Genomic DNA, 24,667 nt, shown 5'->3' on the forward strand with positions numbered 1-24,667 from the left:
CGAGAGATATCTTTCAGGAATAATCAATGAAGATGGCGAAGGCCCCAGCCACCGCTCCCTTATTCAAGGCATTGGGTGACTACAAAAGTATCCTGATCAGCGTCGGCTGCTTTACCGCGCTGATTAACGTGCTGATGCTGGTGCCTTCCATCTATATGCTCCAGGTCTATGACCGGGTGCTGTCGTCGCAGAACGAAACGACCTTGGCGATGCTGTCGCTGATGGTGGTCGGTTTCTTCGCCTTTATCGGCCTGCTGGAAGTGGTGCGCAGCTTTATCGTGATCCGCATCGGCAGCCAGTTGGAGCGCCGCTTCAACCTGCGCGTTTACCAAGCGGCGTTCGAGCGCAACCTGTTCAAGGGCGAGGGCAACGCCGGGCAATCGCTGGGCGATCTGACGCACATTCGCCAATTCGTTACCGGGCCGGCGCTGTTCGCGTTTTTCGATGCGCCGTGGTTCCCGGTCTACCTGTTTGTGATTTACCTGTTCAACGTCTGGCTGGGCGTACTCGCCACGGCGGGCGCGCTGTTGCTGATCGGCCTGGCGTGCCTGAACGAATACATGACCAAAAAGCCGCTGGGTGAAGCCGCCGGTTATTCGCAAAAGTCCAGCCAATTGGCCACCAGCCATCTGCACAACGCCGAAACCATTCAGGCGATGGGCATGCTCGGTTCGCTGCGCAAGCGCTGGTTCCAGGTGCACTCGCGCTTCCTCGGTCTGCAAAACCAGGCCAGTGACACCGGTGCGGTGATCAGCTCGTTGAGCAAAACCCTGCGCCTGTGCCTGCAATCGTTGGTCTTGGGCCTGGGTGCTTTGCTGGTGATCAAGGGTGACATGACCGCCGGGATGATGATCGCCGGTTCCATTCTGATGGGCCGTGTACTGAGCCCGATCGACCAGTTGATTGCCGTGTGGAAACAGTGGAGCGGGGCGAAGCTGGCTTACCGTCGTCTCGATGCGCTGCTGCAAGCGTTCCCGCCCAGCGACGACGCCATGGCGCTGCCGCCACCGAAAGGCCAGATCACCTTCGAACAAGTCAGTGCCGGCCCACCTGGGCAACGTGCCGCGACTCTGCAGATGGTCAATTTCAATCTGAATGCCGGCGAAGTGCTCGGCGTGCTCGGCGCATCCGGTTCCGGCAAATCGACGCTGGCCCGTGTGCTGGTCGGTGTCTGGCCGACCCTGGGCGGCACTGTGCGCCTTGATGGCGCGGATATTCATCGCTGGAACCGCGATGACCTTGGCCCGTACATCGGCTACCTGCCGCAAGACATCGAACTGTTCAGCGGCAGCATCGCCGAGAACATCGCCCGTTTCAGCGAGGCCGATCCGCAAAAGGTCGTCGCCGCCGCGCAACAGGCCGGCGTGCACGAAATGATCCTGCGCCTGCCGCAGGGCTACGACACGCAACTGGGCGAGGACGGCAGTGGCTTGTCCGGCGGCCAGAAGCAGCGCGTGGCCCTGGCGCGTTCAATGTATGGCACGCCGAGCCTGGTGGTGCTGGACGAGCCGAACTCCAATCTCGACACCGTTGGCGAAGCGGCACTGGCCAGCGCCATCGCCGCGCTGAAAGCCCAAGGCACCACCGTGGTACTGGTGACGCATCGCTCTTCAGTGCTGGCTCAGGCTGACAAGCTGCTGGTTCTCAATGAGGGGCGTCTGCAAGCCTTCGGCCCGAGTCAGGATGTGCTCAAGGCACTCTCCGGCCAGCAAGACCAGCAACGGGAAAAAGCTGCACAGGCACCGGGCGGGCTCAGCATGAGCCGACAGTATCAGCCCTCGACCAGGAATTCGGGTGTATGAGCAGCGCAAGCATGAACACTGAAAACGAAGCGAGCATGGAACACGCCTACATCACCGAGCGCCCGGAGCGCGATGCGAAATTTTTCGCGCGCATGGGCTGGATTCTGGCGATCGTGGGCGCCGGCAGTTTCTTCACCTGGGCGGCCCTGGCGCCACTGGATCAAGGCATTCCGGTGCAAGGCACGGTCGTCGTGTCGGGCAAGCGCAAAGCCGTGCAGTCGATGAGCAGCGGCGTGGTCAGCCGGATTCTGGTGCGCGAAGGCGAAATCGTGAAGCAGGGCCAGCCGCTGTTCCGCCTCGATCAGACGCAAGTCGCCGCTGACGTGCAGTCGCTGCAAGCGCAGTACCGCATGGCCTGGGCCAGCCTCGCGCGCTGGCAGGCCGAGCGTGACAACCTCAAGCAAGTGACTTTCCCCGCCGAACTGAGCAATGACCCGGACCCGCGCCTGGCGCTGGTGCTGGAAGGTCAGCGGCAACTGTTCAGCAGCCGTCGCGAGGCGTATTACCGCGAGCAGGCCGGACTGCGCGCGAGCATCGAAGGCGCCACCGCGCAACTGGCCGGCATGCGCCGCGCCCGTACCGATCTCAATGCCCAGGCCGACTCGCTGCAACAACAGTTGAGCAACCTGCAACCGCTGGCCGACAACGGCTACATCCCGCGCAACCGCTTGATGGAGTACCAGCGTCAACTGTCGCAGGTGCAGCAACAACTGGCGGAAAACACCGGCGAAAGCGGTCGGGTCGAGCAGGGCATCCTCGAATCGCGCCTGAAGCTGCAACAGCACAGCGAGGAGTATCAGAAGGAAGTACGCACGCAACTGGCCGACGCCCAACTGAAAAGCGTCACCCTGTCCGAACAACTGACCTCCGCCGGTTTCGATCTGCAACACAGCGAGATTGTCGCCACCGCCGACGGCGTGGCAGTCAACCTCGGCGTGCACACCGAAGGCGCGGTGGTGCGTCAGGGTGAAACGTTGCTGGAGATCGTTCCGCAGGGCACCACGCTGGAAGTGGAAGGGCACCTGCCGATCAACCTGATCGACAAAGTCGGCGCGCATTTGCCGGTGGACATCCTGTTTACCGCGTTCAACCAGAGCAAAACCCCGCGTGTACCCGGGGAAGTCAGCCTGATTTCCGCCGACCAGATGGTCGATGAGAAAACCGGCGTGCCGTACTACGTCCTGCGCAGCAGCGTCAGCGATCAGGCCATGGAGAAACTCAACGGTCTGGTGATCAAGCCTGGCATGCCGGCAGAAATGTTCGTGCGTACGGGCGAGCGTTCACTGCTCAACTATCTGTTCAAACCGCTGCTTGACCGGGCCGGCTCCGCGTTGACCGAGGAATAAGGATGTTCGGCTGTATGAATAAGCTTTCCATGCTCGGAGCGGCATTGATGCTGCTCGCGAGTCACTCAGCAGTAGCGGCCATGGGGCCGTTCGAGATCTACGAACAGGCGCTGCGCAACGACCCGGTGTTCCTCGGAGCGATCAAGGAACGTGATGCGGGTCTGGAAAACCGTGCGATTGGCCGCGCCGGTCTGCTGCCGCGCCTTGGCTACACCTACAACAAGGGCCGTAACTCGTCGAAGGCCACTTCCCTCGATGAACGTGCGCGTAACCGTACCGACGACCGTAACTACAGCAGTTACGGCTCGGCCCTGACCCTGCAGCAACCGCTGCTCGACTACGAGGCTTATGCCGCGTATCGCAAAGGTGTCGCGCAGTCGCTGTTTGCCGACGAAAACTTCCGTGGCAAGAGCCAGGAATTGCTGGTGCGCGTGCTGGACAACTACACCAAGGCCTTATTCGCGCAGGATCAGATCGACATCGCTCAGGCGAAGAAGAAGGCGTACGAGCAGCAGTTCCAGCAGAACGAACACATGTTCAAACAGGGCGAGGGCACGCGCACCGATATTCTTGAGGCCGAGTCGCGCTATGAACTGGCAACCGCCGAGGAGATCGAGGCACGTAACGAGCAGGATGCCGCGCTGCGCGAACTGGGCGCACTGGTGGGCACGCCAGCGGTGGATATTGGTGATCTGGCGCCACTTGATCAGAACTTTCAGACCTTCGCGCTGATGCCTGCCAATTACGACACCTGGCATGAAATGGCGATCAGCAACAACCCCAACCTGGCCTCGCAGCGCCAGGCCGTGGAAGTCGCGCGTTACGAAGTGGAGCGCAATCGTGCCGGGCATCTGCCGAAAGTCAGCGCCTACGCCTCGATGCGTCAAAACGAGTCGGAAAGCGGCAACACTTACAACCAGCGCTACGAAACCAACACCATCGGTTTTGAAGTCAGCGTGCCGTTGTATGCCGGTGGTGGGGTGTCGGCTTCGACGCGTCAGGCCAGTCGCACCATGGAGCAGGCCGAATATGAACTGGATGGCAAAACGCGCGAAACGCTGATCGAGCTGCGCCGGCAGTTCAGTGCTTGCCTGTCCGGGGTGAGCAAACTGCGCGCTTATCAGAAAGCGCTGAGTTCGGCGGAAGCGCTGGTGGTGTCGACCAGGCAGAGCATTCTCGGTGGTGAGCGGACCAACCTCGACGCGTTGAACGCCGAGCAGCAACTGTTCACCACCCGCCGCGATCTGGCGCAGGCGCGGTACGACTATCTGATGGCCTGGACCAAATTGCATTACTACGCCGGGACCTTGAACGAGCAGGATCTGGCGCGGGTGGATGAGGCCTTCATTCAAGGGGCCAGTCACCACGCCAATTGATGGTTTTGCGTGGACCTGTGGCGAGGGGATTTATCCCCGTTGGGGCGCGAAGCGGCCCCCCGGCAGACGTCCAGGAAAACTGCGCCGCATGGATTTGCGACTGCTTCGCAGCCGAACGGGGATAAATCCCCTCGCCACAGGGAACAGCGTTCCCTTGGTAAGGCAACTCTAAAAACATAAGAAAAGTGAGTGGTGAACATGGACGTACGCATCAAGCCGATTTCGGTCGGCACCCTGCTGCTTGTGATATCTGCAACCCAGGCTCACGCCCAATACCTCGAAAGCGGCCAACCCGGCGATCCCGCCAGTTGGCGCAGCGCCGAATTCCTCCGCGACTGGGGGCTGAGCCGGATGCAGGCCGAGCAAGCCTATGCCGCCGGCATCACCGGCCAAGGCGTGAAAATCGGCGCACTCGACTCCGGCTTCGATGCCGCCCACGCGGAATTCGCCACTGACCGCTATCACCCGGTACTCGCCAGCGGCAGCTACATCGACGGTTCACTGTTCAACGTCAATGGCACCCTCAACCCCAACAACGACTCTCACGGCACTCACGTCGTCGGCACCATGGGCGCCTCGCGCGACGGGACTGGCATGCACGGCGTGGCGTACAACGCGCAGATCTACGTCGGCAACACCAACAAGAACGACAGCTTCCTGTTTGGTCCCAACCCCGATCCGCGCTATTTCAAAGCGGTATACGACGCCCTCGCCGATGCCGGCGTGCGCGCGATCAACAACAGCTGGGGCAGCCAGCCGCCGGATGTCAGCTATCGCACACTGGCCGACCTGCACGCCGCGTACGCTCAGCACTGGAACAAAGGCACCTGGCTCGACGCGGCAGCGGATGTGTCCCGGCGCGGCGTGATCAACGTATTCAGCGCCGGCAACAGCGGCTATCCGAATGCCAGCGTGCGTTCGGCGCTGCCGTACTTTCAGCCGGATCTGGAAGGCCACTGGCTGGCCGTATCGGGCCTCGATCAAAGCAATCAGCAAAAGTACAACCAGTGCGGCCTCGCCAAATACTGGTGCATCACCACGCCGGGGGCGAAGATCGACAGCACCATTCCCGGTGGCGGTTACGCGATCAAGTCCGGCACCTCGATGTCGGCGCCGCATGCGACCGGCGCGCTGGCGCTGGTGATGGAACGCTACCCGTACATGAACAATCAGCAGGCCCTCGAAGTGCTGCTGACCACCGCGACGCAACTGGATGGCTCGGTCACCGATGCGCCGACCGAGCGGATCGGCTGGGGCGTGGCCAATCTGAACCGGGCGATGCGTGGGCCGGGGCAATTGCTTGGGGCGTTCGACGTCAGTCTGGCGGCAGGGCAGCGCGATGTCTGGAGCAATGACATCTCCGACAAGGCGCTGATTCAACGCCAAAGCGAAGACCTCGCCGAGCACACAGCCTGGCAGCAAACCCTGCAAGACAAGGGCTGGCAGAACGGCGTTGCGGCGGGCGCCAGTCAACAGGATCAGACCGATTACGCGGTCGGCACTGCCCGTGATGCGGCAGCGGCGAGCAGGATTTATCAAGGCAGCCTGATCAAATCCGGCGGCGGGCAGTTGATCCTCACCGGCGACAACACCTATCGCGGTGCAACCACGGTCAATGGTGGCTTGCTCACGGTCAACGGCTCGCTGACGTCTGCCGTGACGGTGAACGATAGCGGCAGCCTCGGCGGCTCCGGACGGATTGGCGCGTTGACCGCCAACAGCGGCGCTCGCGTGGCGCCGGGCAACTCCATCGGCACCTTGAACGTGGCCGGCGATGTGACGTTCGCGCCGGGCTCGACTTACGCTGTTGAACTGTCGCCGACCAGCAGCGACCGCATCGTTGCCGGCGGTACCGCCACTATCAGCGGCGCCACGGTCAGCCTGTCGCTGGAAAACAGCCCGACGTTGCTCAGCACCACCGAGGCGCAAAGCCTGCTCGGTCGCCAGTACGACATCCTGCAAGCGGCCGGCGGCATTCAGGGTCAGTTCGGTGCGGTGCTGCCGAATTACCTGTTTATCGGCGGCAGCCTCGACTACGCCGCCAATGGCATTCAGCTCGACATCGAACGTAACGCGACCAGCTTCGCCAGCGTTGGGCAAACGCCGAATCAGCGCTCGGTGGCCGCTGCCGTCGAAGGTTTGGGCGCGGGCAACTCGGTGTACGAAAGCCTGTTGCGCTCACCTGATGCGACTTCTGCGCAACAGGCGTTCCAGCAGTTGAGCGGCGAGATCTACCCGGCGTTGAGTTCAATGCTGATCAACGACAGCCGCCAGTTGCGTGACGCGGTGGGCGAGCGTCTGCACGACAGCAATGCGGCGCAAAGCAATGGCTGGGTCAAGGCGCTCGGCGCGTGGGGCACCACCGATTCGCGCCACGACACGGCGGGCTACAACACTTCGATTGGCGGGCTGCTGACCGGTGTCGATGGCGCGCTGGACGAGCAGACACGCATCGGTCTGGTCAGCGGTTACAGCGACAGTTCGCTGAGCATGGGTTCGGGCACGCATTCTTCGGCCAAGGTCGACAGCTATCACTTGGGCGCATACGCCGGTCATGAAATCGGTGCCTGGCGCTTGAGCACAGGCGCGGCCTACAGCTGGCATCGCGCCGATGTAAAGCGCGATCTGCAATACGGCAACGTCAGTGGCAAACAGAAAGCCAAGGTCGACGCGGCAACCACACAAGTGTTCGGCGAGGCGGCTTATCGCCTGCACCTGCAACCGCTGGCGCTGGAGCCGTTTGCCAACCTGGCCTACGTGCATCTGGACACTGAAGGTTTGACCGAGAAGGGCGACGCTGCGGCGTTGAAAAGCTCCGGCGATCAACGCGACGCGGTGCTGAGCACCCTCGGTGTGCGGGCGATCAAGACTTTCAATCTGTCGCCCCAGCAATCACTCGACGTCAGCGGTCACCTTGGCTGGCAGCACAGCCTCAGCGACATCGATTCCGAGCAGCATCTGCGCTTTGCCAGCGGTGGCGCGCCGTACGCGGTGGAGAGTTCAGCGCTGGTGCGTGATGCCGCGCTGGTCGGCGTACAGGCCAGCCTCGCGCTGAGCCGCGATGTGCGGATCAACCTTGATTACAACGGACAACTGGCCAGTCGCGAAAAGCTTCATGGCGTTGGCCTGAGCCTGAACTGGCAGTTCTGAATACTGCGCCTGACGCAATACCTGTGGCGAGGGAGCTTGCTCCCGCTGGGGCGCGAAGCGACCCCCCAGCATTTCTTCAGGCAGCCCGCGTTAGCCGGTTTACGACTGCTGTGCAGCCGAGCGGGAGCAAGCTCCCTCGCCACAGATGTGCACGGCGGCATATCGAGACAAACGGATTTTTCGCAACATCACTAAGGAAGGTCGCTGGATGAATAACAACAATACCCCCGCGCAAACGGGTGGCCGCTTTGCCCTGAAAACCCTCACGCTCGCCGTGCTCTGTGCCATTGGCACAGCCCATGCTGCGCCTTACGTGGAGAACGGTCGCACGGGCGATCCGTCGAGTTGGCGCAGTGCCGAGTTTCAAGCCGATTGGGGCCTGGGCGCGATCGGTGCCGATCACGCTTATGCCGCCGGCTATACCGGCAAAGGCGTAAAGCTGGGGATCTTCGACCAGCCGGTCTACGCCGCGCACCCGGAGTTTTCCGGCAGCAATAAAGTCGTCACCCTGGTCACCAGCGGGATCCGCGAATACACCGACCCGTACATCCCGGTGAAAGCCGGCGATGCGTTCCGCTATGACGGTTCGCCCTCGGTCGGCTCCGACGGCAAACTCGGCGCCCACGGCACCCACGTCGGCGGTATTGCCGCCGGCAGTCGTGACGGTGGGCCAATGCACGGCGTGGCGTTCGGGGCGCAGATCATCAGCGCCGACAACGGTGACCCAGGCCCGGAAGACGGCATCGTTCGTGGCAACGACGGCGCGGTGTACAAGGCCGGTTGGGACGCACTGATCGCCAGCGGCGCGCGGATCATCAACAACAGCTGGGGCATCGGCATCACCGACCGTTTCGACCTCGGCGGCCGCGATCCGGCGTACCCGCATTTCACCGTCAATGACGCGCAGTTGCAGTTCAATGAAATCCGCACACTGCTCGGCAGCAAACCCGGCGGCGCCTACGACGGCGCGATTGCCGCCGCACGTAGCGGCATCGTGACGATCTTCGCCGCTGGCAACGACTACAACCTCAACAATCCGGACGCCATCGCCGGCCTCGGCTATTTCGTCCCGGACATCGCGCCGAACTGGATCACCGTCGCCGCGTTGCAGAAGAACCCGGACCTGGCCAGCGCTAACCCGTACATCATGAGTACGTTCTCTTCGCGCTGCGGCTACACCGCGAGTTTCTGCGTCTCGGCGCCGGGCACCAAAATCTTCAGCGCGATCATCGAAGGCACCAACGCCGACAACCTGACCACCGGCTACAAAAATTACAACGGCACTTCGATGGCCGCGCCACACGTGGCCGGTTCCATGGCGGTGCTGATGGAGCGCTTCCCGTACATGAGCGGTGATCAGGTCGCCACGGTCTTGCGCACCACCGCCACCGACCTCGGCGCACCGGGCATCGACGCCTTGTACGGCTGGGGCATGATCAACCTGCGCAAGGGCATCGACGGCCCGTCGATGTTCGTCACCGAGCAGGACATCCCGGCCGAGTTCCGCATCGACGGCGCGTATGGCTCCGGCCAGTTTGTCGCGGACCTGCCGGGCATCGGCGCGATCATCGATCAGGGCAAACCGACCGAACGCGTGTGCACCGACATCACGTGCGGCCTCGACACTTGGCGCAACGATATCTCCGGTCACGGCGGTTTGACCAAGCAAGGCCTCGGCACGCTGGTGCTCACCGGCAACAACACTTACAGCGGCCCGACCCTGGTCAATCAGGGTCGCCTGGCCATCAACGGTTCGCTGCAATCGGTGGTGACGGTGAATGACGGCGGTATCCTCGGCGGCAACGGCCGCATCGGTGCGCTGTCGGTGAACAGCGGCGGTACGGTGGCGCCGGGTAACTCCATCGGTACCCTGAACGTGGCCGGTGACGTGACCTTTGCACCGGGTTCGACCTACGCCGTAGAGCTGTCGCCGACCAGCAGCGATCAGATCATCGCCACTGGCAAAGCGGTTATCGAAGGCGCCACGGTGAGCATGTCGCTGGAAAACAGCCCGACACTGCTGACCACCAATCAAGTGCAAAGCCTGCTCGGCACGCGCTACAACATCCTGCAAGCGGCGGGTGGCATCGAAGGGCGCTTCGGTCAGGTGTTGCCGGACTACGCATTCCTCGGCGGCACGCTGGCGTACTCGGCGGATGGCATCCAGTTGGCGGTCGGGCGTAACGACGCCTCGTTCGCCAGCGTCGGTCTGACACCGAACCAACGTGCGGTCGGTGCGGCGGCTGAACGGCTGGGCGCCGGCAATGCGCTGTTCGAAACCCTGTTGCTCTCGCCGAATGCGGCGTCGGCGCAGCAAGCGTTCCAGCAACTGTCCGGCGAAATCCATCCGGCCATTGGCACCATGCTGATCAACGATAGCCGTTACCTGCGCGAAGCCGTGGGCGAGCGTCTGCGTGAGCGTGACCTTTTCAACGCTGGCGCACCGACCGATGACCGCAGCAACGCCTGGGTCAAGGTCTTGGGTTCGTGGGGCAAGAGCGATGGCGGGCATGACAACGCCGACTCCAACAGCTCCATCGGTGGCCTGCTGGCCGGTGTTGACGGCCTGATCGCTGAAGATACCCGTCTGGGTTTCGTTACCGGTTATAGCGACAGCTCGTTGAGCATGGGCAGCGGCACGCATTCGTCGGCGTCGATCGACAGCTACCACTTGGGTGCGTACCTGGGGCATCAGATCGACGCGCTGCGTCTGACCGTCGGTGGCGCCTATAGCTGGCACCGTGTCGACGTCAAACGTGACCTGCAGTTCGGGGACGTCAGCGGTAAACAAAAGACCAAGCACGATGCCGCAACCACTCAAGTGTTCACTGAGGCCGCTTACGATCTGGGCCTGCAACCGATGAACCTGGAGCCGTTCGCCAATCTGTCCTACGTGCACCTCAATACCGAAAGCTTCACCGAGAAGGGTGACGCTGCGGCATTGAAGGGCGGTGAGGACAACCGCGATGTGGTGCTGTCGACCCTCGGCGTGCGCGCCAAACGCAGCTTCGCTCTGTCGGATCAGCATCAGCTGGAACTGGGCGCGAGCCTCGGCTGGCAGCACAACCTGAGCAACGTTGATGCCGACAGCCATCTGGCCTTTGCCAACGGCAACAGCGCGTTCACCGTGCAGAGCGTGTCGATGGATCGCGACGCTGCGGTGGTCGGTGTGCGTGCGGGTCTGGCGCTCAATCGCGATGTGCGGGTGAACCTGGATTACAACGGCCTGATCGGTAACAACGAGAAAGACCACGGCGTGGGTCTGACACTGGACTGGCAGTTCTAAAAGGCACTGACAGTGCCAAGGCGTGCTGGCAGCTCTGCACAGAGCTGCCAGACATTGGATGGAAGAGAGAGCACAACATGGGCCTTTTCGATTATAAAAATACCGATGGCAAAGCGTTGTACAGCGACGCCATCGCACTGACGCTGTATGCCTACACGCCGACCGGCAAGCCTCTGCCGGCCACCGCTTGGACGCCGCTCACGGCGACGGCGCTGGGTTATCAGGGCAAGGTCGGGCCGCAAGGCACGTTCTTCGGCGAGAAGGACGGTTTCACCAGCGCCGAAGCCGAAGTGCTCGGCAAATACGACGCCGCCGGCAAGCTGATCGGCATCGGCGTCGCCTTTCGTGGCACCGGCGGGCTGGGTTACAGCGATACCTTCGGCGACCTGAAAAACAACCTGCTGGCCGCTGTCGGGCCGTCCGATTACGCGAGCAACTACGCGAAAAATGCCTTCGACAACCTGCTCAAGGCTGTCGCCGCATTCGCCATTGCCAACGGCATCGCCGCCAAGGACGTGCTGCTCAGCGGCCACAGCCTCGGCGGGCTCGGCGTCAACAGCGTGGCCGAGTTGAGCGCGAGCAACTGGGGCGGTTTCTTCAAGGACGCCAACTACATTACCTTCGCCTCGCCAACCCAGAGCAGCACCGGCAATAACGTGCTGAACATCGGCTTCGAAAACGACCCGGTGTTCCGTGTGCTCGACGGCACCACGTTCAGCAGTGCGTCGATGGGCAAGCACGACAAGCCGCACGATTCGACCACCGACAACATCGTCAACTTCAACGACAACTACGCGTCCACCGCGCAGAACCTGGTGCCGTTCAGCATCATCAATCCGCTGAACTGGTCGGCCCACAGCTCGCTGGGCTATGCCGATGGCTTGAATCGGGTCATCGATTCGAAGTTCTACCCACTGACGCATAAAGACTCGACGATCATCGTCTCCAATCTCGAAGAAGCGTCCCGGGGCAAAACCTGGGTCGAGGATCTCGGCCGCAGCGGCGAGCCTCACACCGGTAGCACTTTCATCATCGGCACCCAGAGCAACGACTGGCTCAAGGGCGGCGCGGGTAACGACTTCCTTGAAGGCCTGGGCGGTGATGACCGTTTCCGTGATGACGGTGGCTACAACATCCTGCTCGGTGGCCAGGGGCACAACACCTTCGAACTGCAGAAACCGCTGCAGAACTTCAGCTTCGCCAACGACGGTGACGGCACGCTGTACGTGCGCGACGCCTACGGCGGCATCAGCATGACCCGCGACATCGGCGCGCTGGTGAGCAAGGAGTCGGGTGCGTGGTGGGGCAGCAAGGAAATCACTTGGGGCGTCACGGCCAAAGGCTTGACCAATGGCAACGAACTGACCCAGTACAACCACTCGCTCAGCGGCGATGGCTACGGTAATGCGCTGCATGCCACGGCTGACGGTGACTGGCTGTTCGGTCTCGGTGGCGACGACAAGCTGATCAGCGACAAGGGCCATGTGACCTTCGTCGGTGGCGCCGGTAATGACCTGATGAGCGCAGTGGGTGGCAACAACACCTTCCTGTTCAGCGGGGCGTTCGGTTTCGATGCCATCAACGGTTATCAGGGCAACGACAAACTGGTGTTCATGGGCGTCGAAGGCGCGGGGCAGGGCTACGACTACAAGCAGCACGCGTCGCAGACCGGCAACGATACCGTGCTGAAGATTGGCGACTATGCCGTGACCCTGATCGGGGTGGGAGTGGCTAACCTGTCGGACTCGGCGTTCGTGTTCGCCTAAACAGTAATCCTGTAGGAGCTGTCGAGTGAAACGAGGCTGCGATCTTTTGATATTGCTTTTGAGAGCAAAGTCAAAAGATCGCAGCCTTCGGCAGCTCCTACAAATGTCGCGTTACAGAAGTGTTGTACTGAAATGCTCCGGGGCGTCCCCGTAGGGCGCCTTGGCTGTGAGCTATCTCTGACAATTCCAACAAGAGAGAGGCAATAGCAATGGGTGTGTATGACTACAAGAACTTCGGCACAGCCGATTCCAAGGCGTTGTTCAGCGATGCCATGGCGATCACGCTGTATTCCTATCACAACCTCGATAACGGCTTTGCCGCCGGTTATCAGCACAACGGTTTCGGCCTCGGCCTGCCCGCCACGCTGGTCACGGCGCTGCTCGGCGGTACGGATTCACAAGGGGTGATCCCCGGCGTGCCGTGGAACCCCGACTCGGAAAAACTCGCCCTCGACGCTGTGAAAAAGGCCGGCTGGACGCCGATCACCGCCTCGCAACTGGGCTACGACGGCAAAACTGATGCTCGCGGAACCTTCTTCGGCGAGAAGGCCGGTTACACCACCGCCCAAGTGGAAATTCTCGGCAAGTACGACGCCCAAGGCCATCTCACGGAAATCGGCATTGCCTTTCGCGGCACCAGCGGTCCACGGGAAAACCTGATCATCGACTCCATCGGCGACGTGATCAACGACCTGCTCGCCGCCTTCGGTCCCAAGGATTACGCGAAAAACTACGTCGGCGAAGCGTTCGGCAATCTGCTCAATGATGTGGTGGCGTTTGCCCAGGCCAACGGCCTCAGCGGCAAGGACGTGCTGGTCAGCGGCCACAGCCTCGGTGGCCTGGCGGTCAACAGCATGGCCGACTTGAGCGGCGGCAAGTGGGGCGGTTTCTTTGCCGATTCCAACTACATCGCCTACGCCTCGCCAACGCAAAGCAGCACCGACAAAGTGCTCAACGTCGGCTACGAAAACGACCCGGTGTTCCGCGCCCTCGACGGCTCGACCTTCACCGGTGCCTCGGTTGGCGTGCACGATGCGCCCAAGGCCTCGGCCACCGACAACATCGTCAGCTTCAACGATCACTACGCCTCGACCGCGTGGAATCTGCTGCCGTACTCGATCCTCAACATCCCCACCTGGATTTCGCACTTGCCGACCGCGTATGGCGACGGCATGAACCGCGTGATCGAGTCAAAATTCTACGACCTGACCAGCCGCGATTCGACAATCATCGTCGCCAACCTCTCGGATCCGGCGCGGGCCAACACTTGGGTGCAGGATCTCAACCGCAACGCCGAAACCCATAAGGGCAGCACGTTCATCATCGGCAGCGACGCCAATGACCTGATCCAGGGCGGCAGCGGCAACGATTATCTGGAAGGTCGCGCTGGCAACGATACGTTCCGCGACAGTGGTGGCTACAACGTCATCCTTGGCGGGCAGGGCAGCAACACCCTCGATCTGCAAAGCGCGGTGAAGAACTTCGACTTCGCCAATGACGGTGCCGGCAATTTGTACGTGCGCGACGCCAACGGCGGGATCAGCATCACCCGCGACATCGGCAGCATCATCACCAAGGAGCCGGGCTTTCTCTGGGGCCTGTTCAAGGACGACGTGACCCACAGCGTCACGGCCAGCGGTTTGAAGGTCGGCAACAACGTCACCGCGTATGAATCCAGTGTCAAAGGCACTGGCGGCGCCGATACGTTGAAGGCGCATGCCGGTGGCGACTGGTTGTTCGGCCTGGACGGCAACGATCACCTGATTGGCGGCGCGGGCAATGACGTGTTCGTCGGCGGCACCGGCAATGACCTGATGGAGTCGGGGGGCGGGGCGGATACGTTTCTGTTCAACGGCGCGTTCGGGCAGGATCGGGTGGTCGGCTATACCGCCAATGACAAACTGGTGTTTCTTGGCGTGCAGGGTGTTTTGCCGGCGGAGGACTTCCGTGCCCATGCCGCCTCTGTCGGGCAGGATACGGTGCTGACGTTTGGCAACGATTCGGTGACGTTGGTGGGGGTAGCGCTTAATAGCCTGAGTGCTGACGGCGTTGTGATCGCCTGATCACACCCACCTGTGGCGAGGGAGCTTGCTCCCGCTTGAGTGCGCAGCGCTCACAAAATCTTTAGGGCCGCTGCGCGCCCCAGCGGGAGCAAGCTCCCTCGCCACAATAAGTATTGAAAGTGACTCATAAGCCAGTCCCTGACTCAAAGCCCTGCACGAACAGGAAATGCGGCCTAAAGCCAGCACGTGCACACACGTTCTATAGCTAGCCGCCATTGAGTACAGGAGATTCAAACGTGAAAGGTTTCAAGGGGTATGTCGGGTTTGTCGCACTGGCGCTGTGTTCGGCCAATGCTTGTGCCGATCTGCCTCAAAGTTCGATTCTGAGCCGTTACGGCGTCACCACCGATCAACTGCCGAGCCCGCCGAAAAGCGAGACGGTGGAACCGGTCGAAGAGAAAAGCCGCTTTCAGATTCAGCCCGAACAACCGTTCGTGACCATTCGCCTGGGGGACGGCAAGCAGCCGCAAACCACCGGCAATCTGAGCATTGATCGCATGGCGCAGCAGGATCTGGAACGCTGCCGACGCGTGCAGGGTGAAGTGGTCAAGCGGGGTGGTAAGTACATGCCTTGCGACGGCAGCCTGCCGGGTATGCCTGCTTTCGAATAGCACGAAACTCCTGTGTAGGAGCTGCCGAAGGCTGCGATCTTTTGACGTTGATTTTCAAGAGATCGCAGCCTTCGGCAGCGCCTACACAGTGCACAGGGTGTCAGTCTTCTTCGCGAACGGTCGCCACTTCATCGGCGCGGACCTTCACCTTGGCCCCGGAAATATCTTCGAACTCATAGAAGCCATCGTTGGTTTTGGTCTTTGGCATGTCCTTGGTCAGATACTGGGTGCCGTTCTGCAGGGTGACCACCGTCGGGGTCGAGCAACCGGCGAGTGCCAGCGCGGCGGCGATGGCGAAAGGGATGCCCAGTGCTTTGATTTTCATACCCACCTCTAAATCCTCATTCGATGTGATGCCGAGCATTGTCGGCCCTCTAACGCGGTTGGTGCCATCCCCGGGGGAAAAGTTCGATAGCCCGGCGAAAAAATGCCATTGATCATTTTCCGTTTGCACCCAGCGGGGCACAGCTGTTATCTGTACGCATAACCAGTATTCGTTCGCCATGGCCCAGAATTCCCGTGACTGCCAATCCCCTCGACGACCCGTTCTATTACCTCAACAACTTCCGGCAAGTGCTTGATTGGCTTGAGCTTCGCTATGCCGATGTGATGGGCGAAACGGAGCACGCGTTCATCCGCGAATTCAAGGCCTTGCCGCGTGCGTCGCAGGGTTTGCTGGTGCGGATGGTCATGCGCAAGGGTGTGCATTTTCGTGCCGGCAAACTCAATTACGATGAAATCGGTGACATCGCCGAGGCCGCGCAGCCCTTGCTGGAGCGTGGCTGGATCGACGAACACGCGCCGCTGGCCCTCGCCGAGGTGTTCGACGTGTTGCTCAAGGCCGAGATCCTGCAAGCGTTTGCAGCTTTTATCGAGCAGCCCAAGGGGCGTAAGGACGATTGGCTGCCGGTACTCGCCGAGCAGTTTGCAGACACTCGCAGCCTGCGCGACTGGGCGCCGCTGCTCGATGATCGTTTGTTCAGCCTGACCATCATGGACCTGTGCGACCGCTTGCGGCTGATGTTCTTCGGCAACCTGTATCAGGACTGGTCGGAATTCGTCCTCGCCGACCTTGGCATCTTCACCTATGAAAAAGTCGAATTCTGCGCGGACTCGCGGGGCCTGCGCAGTCGCGAAGACGTCGACGCGTGCCTGTTCCTGCATAACTGCCAATTGCGTTTCGAGGCCGGCGAGCCGCTGGACACCATCGTCGCGCAGGTCAGCGCCTTGCACTTCGACAACCCGTGGCTGCAACGCCGGCGGGGCAAGGTGTTGTTCCAGATCGGCCAGTATTGCGAGCGCATCAGCGAGTTTGCCCTGGCCCTGAGCATTTACCGCGACTGCGCCTATCCCGGGGCGCGCTTGCGCATGATCCGTGTTCTGAAGCGCAGCGGCGAATACCCACTGGCGCTGGAACTCGCGACGCTGGCGGAACAGGCGCCGGAAAGCGCTGCCGAGCAGCAGGGCCTGCAACGGATTCTGCCAAGGCTGCGGCGCAAACTTGGTGGCCCGCCACTCAAGCGCACAACGGCCAGACCGGTCGAACGGCTGGACCTGCAATTGCCGCGCAGCGATCCCGCGTTGTCCGTGGAGTATTACGTGCAAGCGCATCTGCACGATGATGACGGCCCGGTGCATTACGTGGAAAACAGCCTGATCAATTCGCTGTTCGGCTTGTTGTGCTGGCCGGCGATCTTCGCGCCTTTGCCCGGGGCGTTCTTTCACCCGTTCCAGCGTGGCCCGGTGGACCTGCTTAACGAAGACTTCCAGCAACGCCGCACCGAGCTGTTTCAGGCCTGCCTGAGCGAGCTCGACGACGGCCGCTATGCCGCGACCATTCGCCAGCGCTTTGTCGACAAATGGGGCATCCAGTCGCCGTTCGTGTTCTGGGGCGCGGTGAGTGAACCACTGCTGGAGCAGGCCTTGGCGTGTCTGCCCGCCGAACATCTCAAGCACTGGTTCAACCGCTTGCTGCTCGACATCAAGGCCAACCGCGCCGGCATGCCCGACCTGATCCAGTTCTGGCCGCAGCACAAAACCTACCGAATGATTGAAGTGAAAGGCCCCGGCGATCGCCTGCAGGACAACCAGTTGCGCTGGCTGGAGTTCTGCCACCAACACCAGATGCCGGTGGCGGTGTGTTACGTGCAATGGGCGGAGCAGAGCGCTTGAGCTACAGCATTGTCGTGCGCGCACTGTGCGAGTTTACCGCCAAGACCGGTGACCTCGACCTGCGCTTCACCCCATCACCCACGGCACTCGAAGGCATCGCCGGCCACCGCACCGTGGCCTCGCGGCGCAGCGAGAAATATCAAAGTGAAGTGGCGCTGGAAGGCGAGTTCCGGCAATTGCAGGTCAAGGGCAGGGCGGACGGCTACGACCCGGCGCAAACCTGCCTGGAAGAAGTCAAAACCTACCGTGGCGACCTGAGCAAACAACCGGCCAATCACCGCCAGTTGCACTGGGCGCAGGCGAAGATCTACGGCTGGTTGATGTGCCGCAAACTCGGACTTGAGCAGATCAATCTGGCGCTGGTGTATTTCGATATCGTCAGCGAGAAGGAAACCTGCCTGGTCGAGGCCTTCAGCGCCGACAGCCTCAAGGCCTTTTTCGAACAGCAATGCACGCTGTTCCTGCAATGGGCCGAACAGGAAATGGCCCATCGCGAGGCGCGCAATCTGGCCGCGCAACAACTGGCGTTTCCCCATGCCGATTTTCGTCCCGGTCAGCGGCATCTGGCTGAGTCGGTGTTCAAGGCTGTCAGCACCGGCCGTTGCCTCATGGCCCAGGCACCGACCGGCATCGGTAAAACCCTCGGCACATTGTTCCCGATGCTCAAAGCCCTGGCGCCGCAGCAACTGGACAAGGTGTTTTTTCTTACGGCGAAGACACCGGGGCGCAAATTGGCGCTGGATGCCAGTCAGGTGTTGTTCGATCAGTCGCCAGCCTTGCCCTTGCGCGTGCTGGAAATGGTCGCCCGGGACAAGGCCTGCGAACACCCGGACAAAGCCTGTCACGGCGAATCCTGCCCGTTGGCTCAGGGCTTTTATGACCGCCTGCCGGCTGCGCGGGAAGCGGCCAGTCGAATCCGCCTGCTCGATCAAGCCGCCATGCGCGAGGTCGCCGCACAGCATGCGGTGTGCCCGTATTACCTGAGTCAGGAGATGGCCCGTTGGGTGGACGTGGTGATCGCCGACTACAACTATTACTTCGACTTCAGCGCGTTGCTGTTCGGTCTCGCCCAGCTCAATCAGTGGAAAGTCGCGGTGCTGGCGGACGAAGCGCATAACCTCGTCGAGCGCGGCCGGCAGATGTACAGCGCCAGTCTTGATCAATTCACCCTGAGCAGCGTGCGCAAAACCGCGCCCGCGCCGCTGAAAAATGCCCTGCAACGGATCAACCGAGAATGGAATGCGCTGCATGCGCCGCAATTGGCGGCGTATCAGGCTTACGACAAGGCCCCGGAAAAACTCCTGCACGCGATCTCGTTGTGTTGCGCGGCCATTGGCGATTACCTCAATGACCATCCGCAGGGTCTCGACAGCGCCTTGCAGAACTTCTATTTCGACCTGCTGCAATTCGCCCGGGTGGCGGAGCTGTACGACGAGCATTACCTGTTCGACATCAGCAAGCGTGACCTCGACCGCAAAAAGCCGCTGTCGCAATTGTGCCTGCGCAATGTGGTGCCGGCCGCGTTCATTGGCCCGCGCTTGAAAGCGGCGCGCAGCAGCGTGCTGTTTTCCGCGACCCTCAGCCCGCGCCACTATTACGCTGATTTACTTGGCACGCCCGCCGACACCGTGTGGATCGACGTCGAGTCGCCGTTTTGCGCCGAGCAGTTGCAGGTGCAGATCGTCAGCCGTATCTCGACACGCTTCAACCATCGTCAGGCTTCGCTGGAGCCGATCGTCGAATTGATCGCGCGGCAGTTCAGCGAACGTCCAGGCAACTATCTGGCGTTTTTCAGCAGCTTTGATTACCTGCAACAAGTGGCCTCGTTACTGGCTGAGCGTTACCCGCACATCACCCTCTGGCAGCAATCGCGGGGGATGCTCGAAGGGGCGCGGCAGGCCTTTCTTGATCAGTTCACCACGCATAGCCAAGGCGTCGGCTTCGCCGTATTGGGCGGTGCGTTCGGCGAAGGCATCGATTTACCCGGTGCGCGGCTGATCGGCGCGTTCATTGCCACGCTGGGGCTGGCGCAATTCAATCCGGTCAACGAGCAACTCAAACACCGTATGGCGGCCATTTTCGGCGCCGGTTACGACTACACCTACCTCTACCCCGGCGTGCAGAAAGTGGTGCAAGCTGCCGGGCGAGTCATCCGCACCCGCGAAGATCGCGGTGTGGTGATGCTGATTGACGATCGCTTTGCCGAGAGCCGGATCAAACAGCTGCTGCCGCGCTGGTGGGCGATCAATCATGAGACCACCGCTTCCCAATTCGCCGGATTGCCGCATACTTCTGCGCATGACAATGGCTGGTGAGTGTGATGAGCGAAAAGAACAAGACCGCAGCGATCGAAGAGATGCGTTTTCGTCTATTGATCGATGCGGTGGTCGACTATGCGATCTACATGATCGATCCCGACGGCATCATCACCAGTTGGAACTCCGGTGCCAAACGCTTCAAGGGCTACGAAGAAGCGGAAATCCTCGGCGAACATTTCTCTCGCTTCTATACCGCTGAAGATCGCGCCGCCGGCCTGCCGCAACGGGCGCTTGATACGGCGATCCGTGAAGGACGTTTCGAAGGCGAGGGCTGGCGGGTGCGCAAGGACGGCACCAATTTCTGGTCGCACGTGGTGATCGATCCGATCATTGATCCCAATGGCAAGTTGCTCGGCTACGCCAAGATCACTCGCGACCTGACCGACCGCAAAATGGCCGAGGAAACCCTCAAGCAAAGCGAGCAGCAGTTCCGCCTGCTGGTGCAGGGCGTCACCGACTACGCCATCTACATGCTCAGCCCCGAAGGCCGGGTCAGCAACTGGAATCAGGGCGCGCAGCGGATCAAGGGCTATCTGCCGGAAGAAATCATCGGTCAGCACTTTTCGATCTTCTATACCCCCGAAGACCGCGAACTCGGCGAGCCGCAACGGGCGCTGGAAATCGCCACTCGCGAAGGCCGCTTCGAGAACAAGAGCTGGCGCATGCGCAAGGACGGCACGCGGTTTCTCGCGCATGTGGTGGTCGATGCGATTCGTGGCGATACCGGCACTTTGCTCGGTTTTGCCAAGATCACCCGCGACATTACCGAAGCCCATCAGGCGCAGCAGGCGCTGGAGAAAACCCGTGAAGCGCTGTTCCAGGCGCAGAAGATGCAGGCCATCGGTCAGCTCAGCGGCGGCGTCGCTCATGACTTCAATAATCTGCTGACGGTGATTCTCGGTAACCTCGAGATCGTGCAAAAGCGTGTGGGCGACGATGCGAAAATCAGCCGCCTGCTGGAGAACGCCACTCAAGGCGCTTTGCGCGGCGTGTCGCTGACCCAGCGCATGCTGGCCTTTGCCCGTCGTCAGGAACTGAAGACCGAATCGGTGGATATCGCGCAATTGGTCCAGGGCATCACCGGGTTGCTGCGCAGCTCCCTCGGGCCGGGCATTCGTATCGAAACGCGGTTTCCCGACGATCTCGAGTTGGTGCTGGCGGACACCAATCAGTTGGAGCTGACCTTGCTCAATCTGGTGACCAATGCCCGCGATGCCATGCCCGACGGCGGTACGGTCAGCATCAGCGCTGAACCGCAAGTGGTGCTTGAGCTGGGGCAAACGGAGCTGCCGGTCGGGCGTTACGTCTGCCTCAGCGTCGTCGATAACGGCGAGGGTATGGATGAGCACACACTGGCCTCGGCCAGAGATCCGTTTTTCACCACCAAAGGTTTGGGCAAGGGCACCGGGCTGGGCTTGTCGATGGTCCATGGATTTATGGAGCAACTCGGTGGCCGTTTCGTCCTCAAGAGTGAAAAGGCCCAGGGCACCACGGCGGAGTTGTGGATTCCGGTAGCCGTCGCAGGCGTGGCCAGCAAGCCGCTCTATTCGCCCGCCGAGCCGGTGGTGGTGCCGAGACTCAGCGTGCTGGTAGTGGATGACGATTCGCTGGTGTTGACCAGCACCAGCCTGCTACTCGAAGACCTCGGCCATCGGGTGGTCAGTGCGACGTCCGGTGCGCAGGCGCTGGCGCTGTTCGATCAGGGCGAGGTCATCGACCTGATGATCACCGACATGGCCATGCCGAAGATGAGCGGCGCACAACTGGCCCATGCCGTGCGTGTGCTCAAACCGGATCTGCCGATCATCCTGGCCACCGGTTATGCCGAGCGTCTGGAAGGTTTTGCCGCGCAACTGCCACGGTTGCCGAAGCCTTTCACGCAAATGAATCTGGTGGCGATCATTGCCCAGTCGATGAAACAAGACATCGGTCAATCCGTCTGAACTTGCGCGCCAACGGGGTCTTCTAAAGGCTTTCCCAACCCCGGAGCGTGCATCTTTGCCTCGCATACTGACTGAGCTCACCGCTGAAGAAAGCCTGACCGAACACGACGCCAAGATGTTCGGCTCACCCAAGGAACGTCTGGATTTCTATCGCCGGGAGATCCAGTACGAAACCAGCATCCTCGCCAACCGTACCGACGCCTATCTGGCGGCGCAGTCGTTCCTGGTGATTGCCTTCGCCTCGTGCATGGCCAACCTCAACCCGGAGTGGGGCAAGTTGTTTACGCTGGTGGTGCCGCCGTTTCTGGCACTGCTCGGGCTGCTCAGTTCGCTGAACGCCTGGCCGGGGATTCGCGCAGCGTACGACATCATCGATCACTGGCACTTCAAGCAGAGCCACTTGCTGCACAGCGAGCCGCTGATGGGCCTGGCGTATGACGAATCGCCGTTGTTCAGCGAGATGGAGTCGAGCCACAAGGGTTATCGAAAGTCGCTGCTGTTTTCAGTGCGTACGCCGTGGATCTTTGCGACGTTTTGGGTGGTGCTGGGGAGTTATGCGGTGTTTATTCAGGTGACCAATCCGGGGGGATGATTGACAGGTATAGAAAAGCCCGGCTTATGTAGCCGGGCTTTTTTATTCGTCTGGATTGTTGTGGTGCACTTTAGATCGATCCCCCTCACCCCAACCCTCTCCCCAAGTGGGGCGAGGGGGAAGGGAGCAGATTTTTGTACTGTTCAAAATCCAAGTTCGACTCGGTATCTCACGTCAGCGCACCTCAACCATCCACCTCGGTCAGTTCCCTCTCCCTTGGGAGAGGGCTAGGGTGAGGGGCTGTTCTGGCTCATTCCACGGTCTCAAGCTCTCGACGCAACGCCACCGAGTTCTGCGAGGACATCGGGATCGGCGGGAAGTCTTCGTTCAAGACGCACAAATGGTCGATGGCGTCTTCAAACATCGAATCGGCTTTCTTGCGCAGTGCGCGATAGTGCTCAAACTGTTCAATGTCCATATCCGCCACGTCGAGCAGCGCATTGGCTGCGCGGTTGAGGGTGTGGGCGTTATCGAACAATTGACGATTGCGTTCCAGAGCCAGTGCTCTGCAAGCCTTGATTTGCGCAGGAGTCGAGCATTCTTTCATGACCGTGACCTTTTTCTTCAAGGATTCCGTTTCATAGGCTTTGTGCCGCAGGGGAACCGAACCTGCCGGGCCCCGCCGGGTATATATGGCGAGGGGTTATGCTTGTGACTGCCGGCCATTAAGCGGGGATCCATTTTTTTACAGAAAAAAATTCGATCGATAGCCCGCTGAAGTCTGACGAGAAGAATCAGGTTTTCCGTTTTTTTCGTTGTTCGTAACGAGCGAGGATCGGTTGCGTACTGATGCCGTGGAGCAAGATGCTCAGCGCCACCACCGACAAGGTCAGGTCGGTACACAGGCTGGCCACCGAGTCGGTCAACCCGTGGTTCAAGGCATAAAACAGATAGAACAAGCTACCGATCCCGCGAATGCCGAACCAGCCGATCAACAGCCGTTGCCGTCCCTCCAACAGTGCGCCCCAGGGCATCAGCGCGACGCAGGCCGGGCGGATCAGGCAGAACAGCACGCCGCCCACCAGTAACGCCCGCCAGTCCCAGTGCGCTATCAGCACCACGCCGAGCAGGGTGACCAGAAACACTTCCATGGCGCGTTCGACCAGGCTGCCGAACGACAGCATGTCGCCCATCATGATCCCGGCGGCGACCTGGCTGCTTTCCAGCCGTTCGGTGTCGCCATGCACCGCCTGCTGCGGTTCGACGTTCTGATGGCCAACCACTGGTTGCACCAGATGCTCGGCGGGCGGTTGCCCGGCACCGGTGGATTTGACTTCAACCTGACGCAGGCCCAGCCCGGCAGCGAATACCGACAGAAAACCATAGCCGCCAATCGCCTCGGCAACGACATACGCCAGGGCAATCAACGACAACGCCAGATAGTCGTTCGGGCTGAGCGTGCTGTCGTCATTGTAGATACGCAGCGACAGGGTCACGCGGCCGATACCACGGCCCATCCAGTAACCGGTGAGCAGGCCTGCGGGCACTGCCCACAATAAACTGCGCAAGACCCAGCCCTGCCACTCGGCGGCAGAGCCATCACCGTGAATCAATAACAAGCCGAGAATCACAAACGGAAAGGCCACCCCGTCATTGAGCCCGGCTTCACCCGACAGGCCGAAACGCACGCTGTCGACATCCCGCGCATCGTTGACCTGCACCAGCGCGGCCAGCACCGGGTCGGTCGGCGCCAGCATCGCGCCGATCAACAACGACGGCCCCCACGGCAAGCGCAAACCAAAATGCAGCAGCAGGCAAACCCCGGCGATGGTCAGCACCATCACCGGGCCGGCGAGGCCAAAGGCGATTCGCCAACGTTTGTCGCGCAGCGGCAGGCGCAGCTTGAGGCCGCAGACAAACAGGGAAAACAGCACCGCGACTTCCGTCAGGTGCTCCATCCACAGCGAGGCGTCTTCCAGGGGTAGCTTCAGCAGATCAAGGCCGCTGGGGCCAATGCCGATCCCCAGCAGCAGACAAACCGCCGAGGTGGTCACCGGCATCCAGCGCAGGTATGACGAGGTCAGTGCCAGGGTCAGCAGGACTGCGCCGAGTACGGCGACCCACACGATAAAGCTCATGATCTGCCGCCCTCAAATGTTCGATGTGACGGCAATCGCACCGTGTTGAATAGAGAGTGTAGGAGCTGCCGAAGGCTCGGGCCGTGATCGGACGATCTTTTGAGCTTGAATAAAAACAGCATCAAAAGATCGCAGCCTGCGGCAGCTCCTACGTTGATGGTCTT

General features: G+C 61.1%; 15 protein-coding genes. 12 read left to right on the plus strand and 3 right to left on the minus strand.

The features are described from left to right. Positions 1-26: 26 nt before the first annotated feature. From BK670_RS10820 to BK670_RS10860, 8 genes are all read left to right on the plus strand, one after another. On the plus strand, positions 27-1,802 hold the full coding sequence (locus tag BK670_RS10820) for a type I secretion system permease/ATPase (protein ID WP_123449743.1): 1,776 nt from the start codon (positions 27-29) through the stop codon (positions 1,800-1,802). Then, positions 1,799-3,148 (plus strand): HlyD family type I secretion periplasmic adaptor subunit, encoded by a 1,350-nt coding sequence (locus BK670_RS10825; RefSeq protein WP_123449744.1) that lies wholly within the window; start codon positions 1,799-1,801, stop codon positions 3,146-3,148. Before BK670_RS10820 ends, BK670_RS10825 begins: the two co-directional genes overlap by 4 nt. Positions 3,149-3,150: 2 nt before the next feature. Further along, positions 3,151-4,524 (plus strand): TolC family outer membrane protein, encoded by a 1,374-nt coding sequence (locus tag BK670_RS10830; RefSeq protein ID WP_123449745.1) that lies wholly within the window; start codon positions 3,151-3,153, stop codon positions 4,522-4,524. A 198-nt stretch (positions 4,525-4,722) separates the two neighbouring features. Then, positions 4,723-7,674 (plus strand): autotransporter serine peptidase EprS, encoded by a 2,952-nt coding sequence (gene eprS / locus BK670_RS10835; RefSeq protein ID WP_123449746.1) that lies wholly within the window; start codon positions 4,723-4,725, stop codon positions 7,672-7,674. A gap of 208 nt (positions 7,675-7,882) precedes the next feature. Next, positions 7,883-10,960, plus strand: coding sequence for an autotransporter serine protease (locus BK670_RS10845; RefSeq protein WP_123449747.1), 3,078 nt, complete (start codon positions 7,883-7,885; stop codon positions 10,958-10,960). A 77-nt stretch (positions 10,961-11,037) separates the two neighbouring features. Beyond that, positions 11,038-12,726 (plus strand): polyurethane esterase, encoded by a 1,689-nt coding sequence (locus BK670_RS10850; protein WP_123449748.1) that lies wholly within the window; start codon positions 11,038-11,040, stop codon positions 12,724-12,726. 209 nt (positions 12,727-12,935) lie between these two features. Then, positions 12,936-14,789, plus strand: coding sequence for a polyurethane esterase (locus tag BK670_RS10855; RefSeq protein WP_123449749.1), 1,854 nt, complete (start codon positions 12,936-12,938; stop codon positions 14,787-14,789). 236 nt (positions 14,790-15,025) lie between these two features. Next, positions 15,026-15,400: a hypothetical protein gene (locus BK670_RS10860; protein WP_123449750.1), complete on the plus strand. Its 375-nt coding sequence runs from the start codon at positions 15,026-15,028 to the stop codon at positions 15,398-15,400. A gap of 100 nt (positions 15,401-15,500) precedes the next feature. Here the strand turns inward: BK670_RS10860 and BK670_RS10865 are convergent, their stop codons facing one another. Then, the gene (locus tag BK670_RS10865; protein WP_123449751.1) at positions 15,501-15,725 is read right to left on the minus strand and encodes a YgdI/YgdR family lipoprotein; all 225 of its coding nucleotides are present in this window, start codon (positions 15,723-15,725) and stop codon (positions 15,501-15,503) included. A gap of 194 nt (positions 15,726-15,919) precedes the next feature. Here BK670_RS10865 and BK670_RS10870 point away from each other — a divergent pair, with 194 nt between their 5' ends. Genes BK670_RS10870 through BK670_RS10885 form a run of 4 tightly spaced genes read left to right on the plus strand, consistent with a single transcriptional unit; the run spans position 15,920 to position 22,425 of the window. Then, positions 15,920-17,572, plus strand: coding sequence for a VRR-NUC domain-containing protein (locus BK670_RS10870; protein ID WP_123449752.1), 1,653 nt, complete (start codon positions 15,920-15,922; stop codon positions 17,570-17,572). Then, complete coding sequence (locus BK670_RS10875; RefSeq protein WP_123449753.1) at positions 17,569-19,887, plus strand: ATP-dependent DNA helicase; 2,319 nt, start codon at positions 17,569-17,571, stop codon at positions 19,885-19,887. The genes BK670_RS10870 and BK670_RS10875 overlap by 4 nt, the downstream gene beginning before the upstream one ends. A 5-nt stretch (positions 19,888-19,892) precedes the next feature. Further along, positions 19,893-21,833 (plus strand): hybrid sensor histidine kinase/response regulator, encoded by a 1,941-nt coding sequence (locus tag BK670_RS10880; protein WP_123449754.1) that lies wholly within the window; start codon positions 19,893-19,895, stop codon positions 21,831-21,833. A 55-nt stretch (positions 21,834-21,888) separates the two neighbouring features. Beyond that, positions 21,889-22,425 carry a hypothetical protein gene (locus BK670_RS10885; RefSeq protein WP_123449755.1) on the plus strand — a complete coding sequence of 179 codons (537 nt, stop codon included), beginning with the start codon at positions 21,889-21,891 and terminating at the stop codon, positions 22,423-22,425. A 250-nt stretch (positions 22,426-22,675) separates the two neighbouring features. Here the strand turns inward: BK670_RS10885 and BK670_RS10890 are convergent, their stop codons facing one another. Continuing rightward, the gene (locus BK670_RS10890; RefSeq protein WP_016984229.1) at positions 22,676-22,972 is read right to left on the minus strand and encodes a hypothetical protein; all 297 of its coding nucleotides are present in this window, start codon (positions 22,970-22,972) and stop codon (positions 22,676-22,678) included. Positions 22,973-23,159: 187 nt separating this feature from the next. Next, a complete protein-coding gene (locus BK670_RS10895; protein ID WP_123449756.1) occupies positions 23,160-24,503 on the minus strand; it encodes a cation:proton antiporter in 1,344 nt (447 codons plus the stop codon). Positions 24,504-24,667 lie beyond the last annotated feature (164 nt).

It is taken from the genome of Pseudomonas fluorescens (genome assembly GCF_003732425.1).
Classification (GTDB): domain Bacteria; phylum Pseudomonadota; class Gammaproteobacteria; order Pseudomonadales; family Pseudomonadaceae; genus Aquipseudomonas; species Aquipseudomonas fluorescens_BE.

Bases quoted from the DNA above. Each gene is read 5' to 3' on its own strand.
- BK670_RS10820 (WP_123449743.1), top strand. From the start codon at position 27: ATGAAGATGGCGAAGGCCCCAGCCACCGCTCCCTTATTCAAGGCATTG.
- BK670_RS10825 (WP_123449744.1), top strand. From the start codon at position 1,799: ATGAGCAGCGCAAGCATGAACACTGAAAACGAAGCGAGCATGGAACAC.
- BK670_RS10830 (WP_123449745.1), top strand. From the start codon at position 3,151: ATGTTCGGCTGTATGAATAAGCTTTCCATGCTCGGAGCGGCATTGATG.
- eprS (WP_123449746.1), top strand. From the start codon at position 4,723: ATGGACGTACGCATCAAGCCGATTTCGGTCGGCACCCTGCTGCTTGTG.
- BK670_RS10845 (WP_123449747.1), top strand. From the start codon at position 7,883: ATGAATAACAACAATACCCCCGCGCAAACGGGTGGCCGCTTTGCCCTG.
- BK670_RS10850 (WP_123449748.1), top strand. From the start codon at position 11,038: ATGGGCCTTTTCGATTATAAAAATACCGATGGCAAAGCGTTGTACAGC.
- BK670_RS10855 (WP_123449749.1), top strand. From the start codon at position 12,936: ATGGGTGTGTATGACTACAAGAACTTCGGCACAGCCGATTCCAAGGCG.
- BK670_RS10865 (WP_123449751.1), bottom strand. From the start codon at position 15,725: ATGAAAATCAAAGCACTGGGCATCCCTTTCGCCATCGCCGCCGCGCTG.
- BK670_RS10880 (WP_123449754.1), top strand. From the start codon at position 19,893: ATGAGCGAAAAGAACAAGACCGCAGCGATCGAAGAGATGCGTTTTCGT.
- BK670_RS10890 (WP_016984229.1), bottom strand. From the start codon at position 22,972: ATGAAAGAATGCTCGACTCCTGCGCAAATCAAGGCTTGCAGAGCACTG.
- BK670_RS10895 (WP_123449756.1), bottom strand. From the start codon at position 24,503: ATGAGCTTTATCGTGTGGGTCGCCGTACTCGGCGCAGTCCTGCTGACC.